Origin of the sequence: Microbacterium sp. NPDC078814 (genome assembly GCF_040702645.1) — a bacterium.
Taxonomy (GTDB): Bacteria; Actinomycetota; Actinomycetes; order Actinomycetales; family Microbacteriaceae; genus Microbacterium.
On record NZ_JBFBLT010000004.1, the window covers coordinates 403,426 to 417,774 of the forward strand.

Sequence of the window (14,349 nt, forward strand, 5' to 3'; positions counted from 1 at the left end):
CCCGCGCTGCAGGACGAGCCCTCTCCGCCGCGCGCCGCCCGCGTCTCCGCGCTCGGCCTCACCGACACGCGCGCGGAGGGGCGGCTGTGCGAGACGCTCGAGGACGAGGGCGTGCCGCTCGCGACGGCCGAGGAGCGGGGGTCGACGGCGGTCGCCGTCGTCCTCGTCCCCGGCGCGGCGGCCGCCGTGCAGTTCGCCCCGATGCTGCGCGCCGACCACCCGCACCTGCCCGTCGCGGTCGAGCCCGCGCGCATCACCGTGGGGCCGCTCGTGATCCCCGGGGTCACGCCGTGTCTGAGCTGCCGGGACGCCGAGGACACCGCTCGCGATCCGGCCTGGCCGCTCCTGCACGGTCAGCTCGTCGGCCGCGACCCCGGACGCCTCACGCTCGCCAGGGTGGCCGCCGCCGGGGCCGTCGCCGCGCATCTCCTGCGCGCGGCCGATCCGGCGCGCATCGCCAGGGTCAGCGCGGACGGCGGGATCGCGTGGCGTTCGGTGCGGTTTCGCGCAGAATGCCTGTGCCACGCGCCGTCGTGCCCATCTCCGCCAGGAACCGCGACGGCGCCCGCTCGCCGCGCCCCGCCGTCCGTGCCCACGACAGCTCCAGCGTGCGCGCAGCCCGCGTGACCCCGACGTAGGCCAGACGCCGTTCCTCATCGACGGCCTCGAACGTCGTGGCGTAGGAGATGGGCAGAGACCCCTCCGCCCATCCGGCCAGGTACACGTGCGGCCACTCCAGGCCCTTCGCGGCATGCAGCGTCGACAGCGTCACCGTCCGCATCGTCGGCTCGTGCTGATCCTTCGCGCGGGCCATGAGCTCGTCGCTGAAGGACCGCAGAGTCGTCTCCGGCCCCGCCTCCTCCGCGAGACGGAGGATGGCACGCCGCGCCTCCCACCCGTCGCGCTGGGCTCCCCCGGCCGCCGGAGGCTCCTCGGTGAGTCCCAGCTCGCGCAGCACCCGTCGCACCCCGGGCAGGAATCCGTGCTCGGTCGGCGCCACCGCCGCCGCACGGAGCGCGAGGATCGCCTGGCGCACCTCCGGCATGGCGAAGAACCGCGTGCCGCCGAGCACCGAGGTGGCGATGCCCTCGGCGGCGAGCGCCTGCTGGAGCACCGCGGACTGCGCATGGGCGCGATACAGCACGGCGATCTCCGCCGGGGACGCGCCCCCGGCGATCCGTGCCGCGACGCCGGCGGCGATGCCCGCGGCCTCCTCGGCCTCCGTGTCGTACGCGGTGACCGTCGGTGGCTCCGCCGTGAACTGCTCCCGGGCCGGGACCAGCTCCAGCGCGCCGGGCCTGCCGTGCATCAAGGCGTTCGCCGCCGTCAGGATGGGGGCCTGGGACCGGTAGTTCGTCTCGAGACGGATGACGGTCGCGTCGGGGTGCCGCCGCTCGAACTCGAGCAGGAAGCGCTGCTCCGCCCCGGCGAACGAGTAGATCGTCTGGCTGGCGTCGCCGACCACGCAGATGTCGTGCCGATCGCCCAGCCAGAGCTCCAGGAGCCGGTTCTGGAGCGGCGACACGTCCTGGAACTCGTCGACGGTGAAGTGCCGGTACTGCTCGTGGACGGCGGCCGCGACCCGGGGCTCGGTCTCCAGCATCCCCGCGCAGGCGAGCAGCACGTCCTCGAAGTCGAGTTGATGACGCTCGTCCTTGAGCGCCTCATAGCCGCGCATCAGCTCCACGAGCTGCGTGGGGTCGATCCCGCTGATCGGGCGACCGAGCTCGGCGTACCGGTCGATCGAGATCATCGAGACCTTCCGCCACTCGATCTCCGCGGCGATGTCGCGCAGGGTCGCCGTACTCGGACGCAGGCGGATGGCATCGGCGGCCTGGCCCAGCAGGCGCACCTTGTTGTCGATGATCGACGGCGCGGGCGCACCGGCCAGGGTGGGCCAGAAGAAGTTGAGCTGTGCGAGGGCCGCCGCGTGGAAGGTGCGGGCGGCGACGCCCTCGACCCCGAGCGCACGGAGGCGGCCGCGGAGCTCGCCGGCGGCCTTCGCGGTGAACGTGACCGCCATCACGCGCGACGGCGAGTAGGCACCCGTGTCCACCCCGTGCGCGATGCGATGCGTGATGACCCTGGTCTTGCCCGTCCCGGCCCCCGCGAGCACCGCCACCGGGCCCCGCAGGACCGAGGCCGCCGCTCGCTGCCGCTCGTCGAGGGCATCGAGTGCGCTCACGGGCGCTCCTCGAACCAGTCGACGATGAGGGCCCGCGCGATCGAGGCCGGCCCCGGGAGTCCGACCGGACCGTTCCCCGCGAGCGCGGAGCCGATCTCCGTCCGCGTGAACCACCGGACGTCGATGATCTCCTCGCCGTCCGGGCGCGCCGCCGCGTCGTCCTCGACGACCGCCCGGAAGCCGACCATGAGCGACCGCGGGAACGGCCACGGCTGCGACGAGACGTAGCGGAGGGCCGACAGCCGCACGCCGGACTCCTCCTCGATCTCCCGGTGCACGGTGGCTTCGAGGGACTCGCCCGCCTCGGTGAAACCCGCGAAGCAGGAGTACATGCGTCCGCCCCAGTTGGCGTTGGCGCCGAGCAGCAGCCGCTCGCCGTCCGCGCTCTCGACGGCGACGATCACGGCGGGATCGGTCCGCGGGAAGTGCTCGCGCCCGCACACCAGGCACCGTCGAGACCAGCCCGCGTTGCGCAGCTCCGTCCCTCCGCCGCAGGTGGGGCAGAACGGGGCGTCGCGGAGCCAGCCGGCCAGGGCGACGGCGGCGACCAGGACCTCGGACTCCCCCGCGTCCAGGCGCCCGCCGAGGTCGCGGAGTCCGAGCCAGATCTCGTCGGGCGCGGTGTCGAGGGCATCGGTCTCCGGCGGCAGCGCGGCGAGCAGGAGCGCCGCGCCGTCGGCATCCCGGCCGAGCAGCGCCCATGTCCCGTCCGCGACCTCGTCCGGCGAGACGCGCAGCAGCGCGGAGGCCGCCACGCGCACACGTCCCTCCCGGACGACGACGACGCGCGAGCCCGTGTCGTCGCGCAGACGGTCGAGCACGCCCTCCTCCTCGCGGAGTTCGGCGGCGCGGTCGAAGAACGGGCGCGGAATGCTCATCGACTCCCCCTTTCACGGGCGTGGCGGAGGCGGGACCGCCCCTGAGCCGACCTACCCTGGGGGCATGGGACGCTCTCCATTCACTCTAGCCGCGGCGGTGACGGCCGCACTTCCCGGCGCGGAGGTCACGGGCACCCGGGCGCTCACCGCGGACGGCGACGGGCGCTTCGACTCCGCCGTCGCCTCGCTCGCCGACGGCCGGGAACTCGCGATCCGCGTGGCTGACGATGATGACGCGGCGCGGGAGCTGGCGGCGGAGGCCCTGGCGCTGCGCGCCCTCACCGACGGTGCGCGTGCCATGCTGCCGTTCCGCGCCCCCAGCTACATCGGCGAGACCAGGGTGGGCGAAGGGCGTGCGCTCGTGACCGAGCTGCTCCCCGGCTTCCAGATCGAGGCGTCGATGGTGCCCGCCGGACGCGGCGCGGCGGAATCCATGGGAGCCGCGATCGCCGCCGTGCACGGGCTGCCGACGTCGGTCGTCCGCGGCGCCGGGCTCGTGATGCGCAGCGCCGAGGAGAGCCGCGCCGAGCTGGAGCGCCTCGTCGACACCGCGGCCGCCACCGGACACGTCCCTGCCCGCCTCACCGTGCGGTGGCGGGACGCCGTCGCCGACGACGACCTCTGGCGCTTCGAGTCGACCGTCGTGCTCGGCGGCGCGCAGGCGACGTCCTTCCTCTTCGACGACCACCCCGAGCGCGGCCCCGAGGTCACCGGCGTGATCGGCTGGCACGGTCTCGCGGTCGGCGATCCGGCACTCGATCTCTCCTGGCTGTCCGCGGCTCCCGACGCGGCGGCCGACGTGCACGGCGCCTACGCCCGTGCCATGGACCGCACTCCCGATGCCGGGCTCGAGGTCCGCGCGCGTCTGCTCGCCGAGCTGGAGTTCGCGCGCTGGCTCGTCCACGGCGACGCGCTGCGGCGCGAGGACATCGTGGAGGACGCTGCGGCGCTGCTCGAGGCTCTCGCCGACGGCCTCCGCCATGACGACCTCGGCGTGCCCGGCGACCGACGTTCGGACGTGGACTCCGCCATGGACGCGCTCGACCGCGTGCCGGTGGCGGCCGCCCCCGAGGTGGACACCTCGATGCAGACCGACGCCTACAACCCCGAAGAACTCTGGGCGGCGGAGGCGGACGACGCCGACCGCGACGCCCCGGCGGCGGCGTCGACGGACGCGGAGAAGCCCGCGGATGCACCGTCGCAGCCGGACGCGGAACGCCGCGCCGCGGTGGCGAGCATCGAGACCGAAGACCTCTCCGGCGTCGCCCAGGCGTTCGCCGAGACGCGCGGGAGCGGACGAGCTGAGCACTCCGCCCCCTCGTCCTCCCCCGCAGCCTACGACGACTCCGAGGAGGCTCAGCGCGCGGCGCGGGCAGCGCTCCAGCGCTGGAAGAGCTCCTCCTCCGAGTAGACGCGATCCCCGCGGATGACGAGGTCGTCGGCCACGTAGTACAGCGCCACGTCGATCTCCTCCAGCGGGACACCGAACCGCCGGTGGTACGCGAGCCGATAGAGGGCGAGCTGCAGCATGCGCTCCTCGCGCTCCTGCGGCGTCCGCGGCGCGCGCCCGGTCTTCCAGTCCACGATCTCGATCCGTCCGCCGCGGTCGGCGCGTCGATACACCGCATCCAGCTTGCAGATCACGATGTGCGCGTCCGCGGCGCCGGCACCCGTCCCCGGAAGGCCGGCGCCCAGCGCGAAGTCGATCTCGATCTCCACGGCGAGGGGCTGCAGCGGCCCCCACTCGCTCCGCTCGAAGGTCTCCTGCAGCGCCGCGAGGTCGGCGGCATCCGCCGCTGCCCCTGACCCCGGAGCGCCCGGTACGCTGTCGCCCTCGGGCTCGTCCTCGTCGATCTCCCACAGCGCCTCATCGACCCGGGTCCCGACGCCGACGAGCTCGGAGCGCTGCTCCACCCACGCGTGGAACAGGGTCCCCAGACGGGTCTGGCGGTACGGACGCTCCGGCATCGGACGCACGAGCGAGGACAGGGTGCCGGTGTAATCCGTGACGTAGTCCTTGAACCGGGAGGCGGGCACGCGGGTGGGAGCCTCCGCGTCCGTTCCGCGCTGGCGGGCAGCCCGCTCGTCGAGGAGCCGGCGCAGCTCCTCCGTCGGAACGGCGGCGTCGTCCCGCAGCGCCTCCTCGACCATCGCGGCCGCGGCGGTCACCACGGCACGCCGCCCCCCGAGGGGATCGAGCGGCCAGTGGAGCGTGGCGCCGGGACCGTCGTACGGGTTCTCATCGGGATCGACCGGCGGGATCTCGTCGAGGCCGAGGACGTCGATGGCCTCGAGGAGGTACGGGCTCGGTGTGCGCGGCGCCTTCTGGCCCGCCCAGTGGGCTCCGCTGAGCAGAAGATCGCTCTTGGCGCGGGTGATCGCCACGTAGGCGAGGCGACGCTCCTCCTGGCGCTGATACTCCCGGTAGGCGTCCTTGAAGCGCTTGAGCGCGCCACCGTGCGGATTCGCCTTCGTCACACCCCCCGACAGCGACGCCTGGGCGCGCTTCTGCCGCATGCCGGGGTCGGTCTCCCGCGCCATCGCCTCCTCCGGATCCCAGACGAAGCGCGGGAGCGCATCCCGGTCTCCGCGCAGCGCGAAGGGAACGACGCCGAAGCCGAACCAGCCGGAGGTGTCGGACACGCGTCCCGGCAGCTCGTCGACGACGAGGCGCACGACGGCGACGGCATCCCACTCCAGGCCCTTCGACCCGTGGATCGTGAGGAGCTGCACGACGCCGGGCTCCGGCGGCTCCGGACGCGGCATCAGCTCGTCGGTGCTCTCGGCCTTGTCGAGCCAGGCCAGCAGACTGCCGATCGTGCCGCGCTCGTCGGCGGCGAGGAACGCGCGCACCTCGTCGGCGAACGCCCGCAGCTGGGTCGCTGCGACGCGCGCGGGGCCTCGGGTCTCGTTGGCGGCGAGCTCGATGTCCAGCCGCAGCTCCAGCTCGATGAGCCGGATGAGCTCCGGGATGGGCTGGGACGACGCGCGACGCAGACGCTCCAGCATCTCCCCTGCCGCGCGGATCCGGGCGCGTCCCTCCGGCGTGATCCCCTCCAGCAGGCGGTAGTCGTCCCGGACCGCGCGCACGATGTCGACTGCGTCCACGATGGAGACGGCCTCGTCGGCACCGCGGGAGGAGCGGAGCCGCACCCTGACCTCCTCGGGCAGCGGCATGAGGGCGGTGTCGCGCTCCGCGAGTGCGCGCCCCAGCTCGTAGAGCGCCGCCATGTCCGCCACCCCGACGCCGAAGCGCGGGCCGGTGAGGAGCCGGATCAGCGCCGAGCCCGCCGTCGGATCGTGCACCACCCGCAACGTCGAGACCACATCGACGACCTCGGGCGTGGCGAGCAGGCCGCCCAGGCCGAGGATGCGGTGCGGGATGCCCCGCGCGGCGAGCGCGCCGGCGAAGGTCTGCATGTGGCGCTTGGACCGGAACAGGATGGCGCCGGTGTGCGGGGAGGCCGAGGTGGCCTCGTGGGCGGCGCGGCGTTCGGCGAACCAGGCCGCGACCTCGGCGGCCTCGTCGTCGACGGTGAAGGGATAGCGCACGGCGACCGTGCCCTCCCCCGCGCCCGGCCGCGGCTCCAGCGGCGGCACATCGAGTCCGGGGCGCTGCAGAGGCTCGAGCACCCGGTTGGCGACGTCGAGGATCCTCCGGTCGTTGCGCCAGCTCGTCATGAGGCTGTAGGTGCGCACGCCGCCTGCACTCGAGAACGACCGGGGGAACGCATACAGGTTGTCGGCGCTGGCCCCGCGCCAGCCGTAGATCGACTGGTGCGGATCGCCGACGGCCATGACGGCCGTGTCGCGGAACAGCTCCGCGAGGAAGCGCGTCTGGATCACGGAGGTGTCCTGATACTCGTCGAGCAGCACCACACGGTGCTGCTCGCGCAGCTCGGCGCGGACGTCCGGCGCGGACTCGACGATGTCGTACGCGCCGGAGACCTGGTCGGCGAAGTCGAGCACGCCGCGGCGATCCTTCTCGGCGATGTAGTCCCGCACGAGGCGGGTCAGGGTCGGGAGGGTGCGCAGGTTGACCGCCGCCTTCTCGACGTCGGCGTGGGAGCGGTAGGGCTCGAACGCCGCGGCCTGCGCCGCGGCGAGGCGCTCCGCCTCCGCGAGGTCGACGCGGTGGTCGAGGGCCTCGCCGGCGAGCCGCTGCACGGCGTCGATGACCGTCCCCAGGGCGTAGTCGACCTCCTCCAGTTCCGGCAGGTCGCTGCGGAGCACGACCTCCCGCGCCAGCATCCAGGAGGCCGCTTGGCTCAGCATCGCCACATCCGGATCCCGGCCGATGCGGGCGGCGTGCTCGCGGACGATGCCGTCCGCGAAGGCGTTGTAGGTCGACACGCGCGGGCGGATGAGGAGGTCGTCGGCGGTGCGGACCGCCGGCTCTCCGCCCGTGCCGTGCTGCCGGGCGAGGTCGTCGAGGACCTGCGCGCGGACGAGCTCCCGCTGGCGCCCCGGCGCGGCGTCCGCCACCCGGCGCAGCGCTCCTCCGGCGACGATCTCCGGGAGGTGCGGGAGCAGACCCCGCCGCCCGTACTCGTCGACGACGGCGAGGCGGGCGCCGATGCGCTCCGCCAGCTCCCCCGCCGCCTTGCGCGTGAACGTGAGTCCGAGGACCTCGTCCCGGCGGACGAGCCCGTTCGCGACGAGCCAGACGACCCGGGCCGACATGGTCTCCGTCTTGCCGCTGCCGGCTCCGGCGACGACGAGGGCGGGCTCGAGCGGGGCCTCGATCACCTGCTGCTGGGCGGGCGTCGGGGTCGGGAGTCCGAGCGCGGCGGCGATATCGGTCGCCGAGAGCACGGCGTCCGCGGGTCCTGCGGTCATGCGCTCACCGCCGGGACGGTGTGGATGCGGCACGGATGCACCCGGCGCTGGGTGTCGGCGCAGTGCGCCTCGACCTGAGCCGTGAAGCTCGCCGCCGACATTCCGCGGGCGACCTCCGCGACCCGGCGCAGGAACTGCGATCGGGCCTCGGCGTCCAGAGCATGCTGATGCGCGACGCGGTAGTCGCTCTTGGCCAGCGTCTTCGAGACGATGACGAGCCGCGCGCCCCCGAGCGAGCCCGGCGCGGCGCCGGGCACGAGACCCTCCTGCACCGCGATCTGATACGCCGCGAGCTGGGCGTGCTGGACGACGCCGCCGTCCGACTCCGGATCGGTCTTCCCGGTCTTGAGGTCGACGACCACCGTGGTCCCCTCCGGCCCGCCGGCCATCGTCTGCCAGCCGCGGCCGCGCGCCGGGCCGTGTTCGCCGGCACCGGGCGGGTACGCCTCGACCCGGTCGATGTAGCCGTGCACGATGGCACGGTGCCCGCGGTCCTCTCCCACCGGGTGCACCGTGGGCTCGGCGGTCGCACCGGACACGTCGACGGCGAACCGGAACTCCACCTCGCTGCCGAGGACGCGCCCGCCGTCTCTCCTCACCTCGCCGAGGTAGCTGTGCAGCCGGTCGACGAACAGGTCGGCGCGGCGGCGCTCCTTGCTTCCGATCCACGCCGTCTCGAAGTCGAGTTCCGGCCAGTGCTCCTCGACGATCTCCCGCATGCGCGCGAGATCGCCGTCCGGTACGCGCTCCATCGCCTCGTGGACGATCGTGCCGATACCGGCCGTCGGCGGCATGACCGTATCGCCCCCGAGGGCCGAGACGACCCAGTTGAGACCGCACTCCTCATACGACTCCACGGCCGAGGGCGACACCCGTGCGCCGTTCGCGGCGAGATCGCGGAGCGGTGCCGCGGTCGACGGCGCCGTCACTCCGTACCAGTCGTGCGGATGCGCACCGGGCACCCCCTCCCTGGCCAGGACGGCGAGCTGGGCGGCGGCCTCGCGCCGCGCCTGCTCGGCGGGGGCCGTGGTGAGCACGCGACGGTGCCGCGCGACGAGCCCGCGCAGCGTGAGGGGGTGTTCCGCCGAGGCATGGCGCTCCGGCGGCTCCGGCGGCGGCAGGAATCCGAAGAACGCGCTGGGCGACAGGTCGTCGTCGTCCACGGCGGTGATGAGCAGTCGATGGCGCGCCCGGGAGAGCGCCCGCACGAACAGGCGCAGCTCGTCGTGCAGAGCGGCGCGACGCCGGTCGAGCACGCCGGGCACCTCCGCCGGCAGGCCAGAGCGCGCCGCGATCAGCGCGTCGGCGAGCCGCCAGGTCTGGAGCAGCCCGCCCCGCAGCCGCACGTTGGGCCACACGCCGTCCTGCACCCCGGCGACGACCACGGCGTCGAACTCCGTGCCGAGCGCTGTGGCCGGCGTGAGCAGCGTCACCGTGCCCGGCCGCTCGGGCGACGACAGCGTGTCCTCCGGCACCTCGCTGTCGAGGATGTCGCGCACGAACACCTCGGGACGCTCGTTCGGGGTGCGCTCGACGAAGCGCTTGGCCGCGTCGAAGAGGGCCACGAGGGCGTCGAGCGACCGCGCCGTCTCGGCACCGGTGGGCAGCAGCGAGATCTCCCGCCACGCGACGTGCAGCCGCCGCCCGTCGACGGCCCTGGCCTGCTCCCAGATGCGCCACAGGAGGTCGTGGATCGTCTCGCCCTCCGCTGCCGCACGGGCGACGCCGGCGACCGTCTCGGCGAAGCGCTCGGCGGTCCGCGACTCGGGCGCATCAATGAGCGTCAGGGTGGCCGGCGCCGACATCGCCGCGCGCAGCAGCTCGCGCGCCGGGGTCGACCCGCCCTGCCCGAGCTCGAGGTGGCGGAGCCGCGCGCGCAGCCGCCGCAGCGCGATCGCATCCATGCCGCCGAACGGTGTGCGCAGCGCCTCCTCCCAGGCCTGCACCGTGCGCTCGTCGTCCGGGGTCAGCGCGAGCCGGACGATGCCGACGATGTCGCGCACGATCCCCTCGCTGCCGAGCGGGCGCTGCACACCGGCGGCCCTCGTCGGGATCTCGCGCGCGGCGAGCTCGGTCTCGAGGGCTGTGACCTGACGGGTGTCATGGGCGATGACCGCCATCCGCTCCCACGGGATCCCGGCGCGGAGATGCCAGTCGCGCATGACCCCGGCGATGCGGTCGAACTCCTCGTAGGGCGACGGGGCGAGGAAGGTCGACACCTCGGCTTCGTCGTCCTCCGCCGCGGGCGCCGGCGCCCGCCGGTGCTCGACCCGTCCTGACGCCCCGATCGCCTGCGTCACCGTGCGCGTCAGCGCGGTCAGCAGGGGGCGCTGCCGGTGCGCGCCGTCGAGCACGTGCACGGTGCCGAGCGCGCCGGTGAGCTGCGCGAACAGCTCGGGACTGGCACCGCGGAAGGCACCGGAGGAGATGTCGGGATCGCCGAACGCCTGCACCGCGACGCCCCGCTCCCGGAGCGCGCGCACCACGCCGATCCCGCCGCGCGTGAGCTCCTGGGCGTCGTCGATGAGCACCACCCGCAGGGGTGCGAGCGGCCCGAGGGTGGCGCCGTCGGCTGTGCGGAGGATCCCCGCCGCCTCGCTGAGGAGGTCGGCGGTGTCACGGTGCGCGGCCCGCAGGGCGTCGAGCACCGCGCGGTACTCCTCCACGAAGTCGGCGGCCGCTGTCCACACCGCGTCGCCCGTGGCGCGCAGCTCCGCCGGGCTCGCCCCCAGCTCCGTGCATTCCGCGAGGAAGGCGCGCAGCTCGGAGCGGAAGCCCTTCGAGGCGCGGACCGGCTCGCTGAGCGCCGGAGGCCAGGAGATGCGGGCGTCCTCGGCATCTCCGGCCAGCAGTTCGGCGATGATGCGATCCTGGTCGGCGCCGGTGAGCAGCGCCGGCGGCTCGGCGCCTTCGCGGACCATCGCCCCGCGGACCAGCTGGAACGCGAACGACCCGAGCGAGCGTGCCAGTGGCCCTGGCGTCGCCTGGCCGATGCGCACGCCGATCCGGTCGCGCAGCGCGGTGGCCGCCTGCCGGCTCGGGGTGAGCGCCAACACCTCCTCCGGACGCAGCCCCTCGACCTCGAGGAGCTGCACGACCCGGTCGACGAGCGTGCGCGTCTTACCCGTGCCGGGGGCGCCGATCACGACGCCGGACGCGGTCGGCGGCGCCGTGATCACAGCTCGCTGCGCGGCATCCGACATCATCCCTCCACGCTATCGGGAGGCGCGGACATCGGCGTCGAGGGCGGGGCTGCTCGCGGGTTGTGCGCTCAGGGCGAAACGGCTCCCGTCACCGGTCTCCGCCGCCGGCTGCGCGATAGAGTTGGGCGAGTCCGACGACCTGCAAGGAGCACCCGTGGAAATCCGCATCGGCATCATCAACACCGGCCGCGAGCTGAGCTTCGACACCGCTGCCACGGCGGACGAGGTCCGCACCCAGGTCTCCGCGGCACTCGAGCAGAGCGCCTCGCACCTGAGCTTCGCCGATGTGAAGGGCAACTCCTACATCGTGCCGACCGCGAACCTCGCCTACATCGAGCTGGGCACCGAGGAGTCGCGTCGCGTGGGCTTCGTCGCCTGACCCGCGCATGTACATCCTCCTCGCACTCGTCGGCGCCTGCGTGCTCGGGATCGCCGCGCACTTCCTGATCGGCGGTCGCGAGCTGCGCGGCGTCGCCCTCGCCCCGGCGATCGCGACGGCCGTCTCGGCGATCGTCTACACGAGCCTGCAATGGGCCGGCGTGGGCGAGGACAGCGTCTGGCTGTGGCTCGCGAGCATCCTCGGCGCGGTGGTCGTCGCGGCGCTGGCGACCGCGGCTGTCACCGCAGGGCGTCGACGCGGCGATGAGCAGAGGCGAGCCGCGCTCGGGATCTGACCTAGGACGCGAGGCCCATCGCATCCATGCGGCGCGCGTGCGCTCCCATGAGCTCGGTGTACACCGGCTCGATGCGGGCCTCCTCCACGGCGAGGAGCTCCGGCCGCAGGGCCGCACGGCAGACGAGGATCGTGTCCCCCACGAGGCGTCGCGCCCACATAGACAGCAGCGAACGCCACTCCTCGTCGCTCTCGATCGTCTCCTGGATGATCGCGACGATCTCGTGGCGCGCATCATCCTCGCGCAGGATCTCGGCGACCCGCCGCCCCGTCTCGCCGTAGCTCGAGGCGAGCGCGAGGTAGAAGTCGTCGAGCATGCCCGCCGTGATGTAGACCGCGAGCAGGGTCTCGCGCGGGCGCGCCCCGATGGTCTTGCGCCGGAACGCATCCAGGTGCTCGCGGAACGGGAGCATGAGCTGCGTCGGGTCCTGGCCGCGTGCCGCGATGATGTCGACGATGCCGCGGTGCTTGGTGAGCGCGGCACCGGCGGCCCGGGACAGCGACTCCTTCTCGGCCAGCTCGGGAGTCGCGCGGATGAGCCGCGTCAGCGTCTCGAAGTACCCGAGCTGGAGGTAGGCCGCCTGGCCGAGGAACCGGTCGAGCTCGGGCGCCAGCTCCGCGAAGTCGACACGCGTCGCATCGCTCTGCTCGCCGCGGCTGCGCAGCGCCAGGGTGCGTCGCGGCGCGGCATCGCGCTGCCAGAACCACTTAACCACGAGGTGTTCCTCCCGAGTCGGCCACGTCGTTCACAATACTCGGGCGACGGCGTCCTCCCTGTCCGGAGCCACCCCTCCGGTAGGCTGGGCGTGTCCCCGCCGTCGGAGCGGGGCCCCGCGCCTGTGGCACACGAGACGGCGTGGCTCCGTTTACGAGGCGATCGCGAGGTCGCCGGACAGGCATCTGAACACAGTGACAAGTTTCGCCGAACTCGGCATCGACCAGGACATCGTCGACGCACTGGCAGCGAAGGGCATCGTCGATGCCTTCCCCATCCAGGAGCAGACCATCCCCCTCGGCCTCCCCGGCCAGGACATCATCGGGCAGGCCAAGACCGGTACCGGCAAGACCTTCGGCTTCGGCATCCCGGTCGTGCAGCGACTCGGGAATGACCCGGAGCCGGGCGTCAAGGCCCTCATCGTCGTCCCCACCCGCGAGCTCGCGGTGCAGGTCTACGAGGACATCGACCTCCTCACGAGCAACCGCTCCACGAGCGTCGTCGCCATCTACGGCGGCAAGGCCTACGAGGGGCAGATCGACCAGCTCAAGGCCGGCGCGCAGATCGTCGTCGGCACGCCGGGTCGTCTCATCGACCTCGCCGGCCAGCGCCTGCTCGATCTCTCGAACGCGACCGAGGTCGTGCTCGACGAGGCCGACAAGATGCTCGACCTCGGCTTCCTCGCCGACATCGAGAAGATCTTCCAGAAGGTGCCGGCGGTGCGGCACACCCAGCTGTTCTCCGCGACCATGCCCGGCCCGATCGTCGCGCTCGCGCGGCGGTTCATGACCAACCCCATCCACATCCGCGCGAACGATCCGGACGAGGGTCTGACGCAGGCGAACATCAAGCACCTCGTCTACCGCGCGCACTCGCTCGACAAGGACGAGGTCATCGCGCGCATCCTGCAGGCCGAGGGGCGCGGCAAGACCGTGATCTTCACGCGGACCAAGCGCGCGGCCCAGCGCCTCGTCGACGAGCTCACCGACCGCGGCTTCAACGTGGGCGGCGTGCACGGCGACATGGGCCAGGACCAGCGCGAGCGCTCCATGGCCGCGTTCAAGGCCGGCAAGAAGGACGTGCTCGTGGCGACGGATGTGGCCGCGCGCGGTATCGACGTGGATGACGTCACGCACGTCATCAACCACACGATCCCCGACGAGGAGAAGACCTACCTGCACCGCGCGGGACGCACCGGCCGCGCGGGGAAGACCGGCATCGCCGTCACGTTCGTCGACTGGGAGGACCTGCACAAGTGGGCCCTCATCAACCGCGCCCTCGAGTTCGGCCAGCCCGAGCCCATCGAGACCTACTCCTCGAGCCCGCACCTCTACACCGACCTCGACATCCCCGAGGGGACGAAGGGCCGGCTCGTGAGCGCGCCGAAGAAGGAGGCGGTCAAGACCGAGCGCTCCCGTCGCCCGGAGCGCGCTGCCGACGCCGCCGCCGAAGGGACCGGGGAGGGCGGCACGCGCCGCCGTCGCCGCCGCCGGACGGGTTCCACGCCCGTCGGCTCGACCTTCGCCGAAGGGGCGACCGAGGGCGGGTCCGCCGAGGGCTCGACCGCGCAGACCGCCGACCGGGGCGCCGAGGGCGCCGGCACGCACGACGGCGCCGGCAAGGAGCACCACGACGGCAAGCCCGCTCCCGCGCGTCGCCGCCGCCGTCGTCGCGGCGGCTCCGGCACCGGAGCGGCACCCGTCACGGGCGCCTGATCCGCATCATCGTCGTCCGAGGGGCGGGGGCCCGGGGGGGGGGGGGGGGCCCCCCCCCGGGGGGGGGGGGGGGGGGGGGGGGGGGGGGGGGGGCCCCCCCGCACAGCCGGAAAGCAGGGGGGGTGGGTGGGGGGGTATTAA

9 protein-coding genes are annotated in these 14,349 nt (G+C 73.7%); 4 read left to right on the forward strand and 5 right to left on the reverse strand.

The genetic code is table 11. From position 1 onward, the window contains the following. Positions 1-463: 463 nt before the first annotated feature. The gene (locus AB0300_RS10720) at positions 464-2,185 is read right to left on the reverse strand and encodes an ATP-dependent helicase (RefSeq protein WP_062633693.1); all 1,722 of its coding nucleotides are present in this window, start codon (positions 2,183-2,185) and stop codon (positions 464-466) included. Next, complete coding sequence (gene nudC, locus AB0300_RS10725) at positions 2,182-3,063, reverse strand: NAD(+) diphosphatase (protein ID WP_366215967.1); 882 nt, start codon at positions 3,061-3,063, stop codon at positions 2,182-2,184. Before nudC ends, AB0300_RS10720 begins: the two co-directional genes overlap by 4 nt. 64 nt (positions 3,064-3,127) lie before the next feature. Between nudC and AB0300_RS10730 the strand changes: the two genes are divergently transcribed. Further along, positions 3,128-4,474, forward strand: coding sequence for a hypothetical protein (locus AB0300_RS10730; RefSeq protein ID WP_366215968.1), 1,347 nt, complete (start codon positions 3,128-3,130; stop codon positions 4,472-4,474). On the opposite strand, the gene AB0300_RS10735 is transcribed toward AB0300_RS10730, so the two are convergent. Both AB0300_RS10735 and AB0300_RS10740 read right to left on the reverse strand, forming a co-directional pair. After that, positions 4,420-7,902: an ATP-dependent DNA helicase gene (locus AB0300_RS10735; protein ID WP_366215969.1), complete on the reverse strand. Its 3,483-nt coding sequence runs from the start codon at positions 7,900-7,902 to the stop codon at positions 4,420-4,422. The two genes, AB0300_RS10730 and AB0300_RS10735, sit on opposite strands and share 55 nt — an antisense overlap. Beyond that, complete coding sequence (locus tag AB0300_RS10740; protein ID WP_366215970.1) at positions 7,899-11,108, reverse strand: ATP-dependent DNA helicase; 3,210 nt, start codon at positions 11,106-11,108, stop codon at positions 7,899-7,901. The genes AB0300_RS10735 and AB0300_RS10740 overlap by 4 nt, the downstream gene beginning before the upstream one ends. A gap of 151 nt (positions 11,109-11,259) precedes the next feature. Between AB0300_RS10740 and AB0300_RS10745 the strand changes: the two genes are divergently transcribed. Both AB0300_RS10745 and AB0300_RS10750 read left to right on the forward strand, forming a co-directional pair. Beyond that, positions 11,260-11,484 (forward strand): DUF3107 domain-containing protein, encoded by a 225-nt coding sequence (locus AB0300_RS10745; protein ID WP_025102974.1) that lies wholly within the window; start codon positions 11,260-11,262, stop codon positions 11,482-11,484. Between the two features lie 7 nt (positions 11,485-11,491). Then, positions 11,492-11,779: a hypothetical protein gene (locus AB0300_RS10750; RefSeq protein WP_366215971.1), complete on the forward strand. Its 288-nt coding sequence runs from the start codon at positions 11,492-11,494 to the stop codon at positions 11,777-11,779. Between the two features lies 1 nt (position 11,780). Here the strand turns inward: AB0300_RS10750 and AB0300_RS10755 are convergent, their stop codons facing one another. Beyond that, positions 11,781-12,494: a ferritin-like fold-containing protein gene (locus AB0300_RS10755; protein ID WP_060923156.1), complete on the reverse strand. Its 714-nt coding sequence runs from the start codon at positions 12,492-12,494 to the stop codon at positions 11,781-11,783. A 193-nt stretch (positions 12,495-12,687) separates the two neighbouring features. On the opposite strand from AB0300_RS10755, the gene AB0300_RS10760 reads away from it, so the two are divergent. Further along, positions 12,688-14,208 carry a DEAD/DEAH box helicase gene (locus AB0300_RS10760; RefSeq protein WP_366215972.1) on the forward strand — a complete coding sequence of 507 codons (1,521 nt, stop codon included), beginning with the start codon at positions 12,688-12,690 and terminating at the stop codon, positions 14,206-14,208. Positions 14,209-14,349 lie beyond the last annotated feature (141 nt).

What these genes read in the sequence shown, in the direction of transcription:
- AB0300_RS10740 (WP_366215970.1), bottom strand. Translation starts at nt 11,108, where the DNA reads ATGATGTCGGATGCCGCGCAGCGAGCTGTGATCACGGCGCCGCCGACC.
- nudC (WP_366215967.1), bottom strand. Translation starts at nt 3,063, where the DNA reads ATGAGCATTCCGCGCCCGTTCTTCGACCGCGCCGCCGAACTCCGCGAG.
- AB0300_RS10730 (WP_366215968.1), top strand. Translation starts at nt 3,128, where the DNA reads ATGGGACGCTCTCCATTCACTCTAGCCGCGGCGGTGACGGCCGCACTT.
- AB0300_RS10735 (WP_366215969.1), bottom strand. Translation starts at nt 7,902, where the DNA reads ATGACCGCAGGACCCGCGGACGCCGTGCTCTCGGCGACCGATATCGCC.
- AB0300_RS10750 (WP_366215971.1), top strand. Translation starts at nt 11,492, where the DNA reads ATGTACATCCTCCTCGCACTCGTCGGCGCCTGCGTGCTCGGGATCGCC.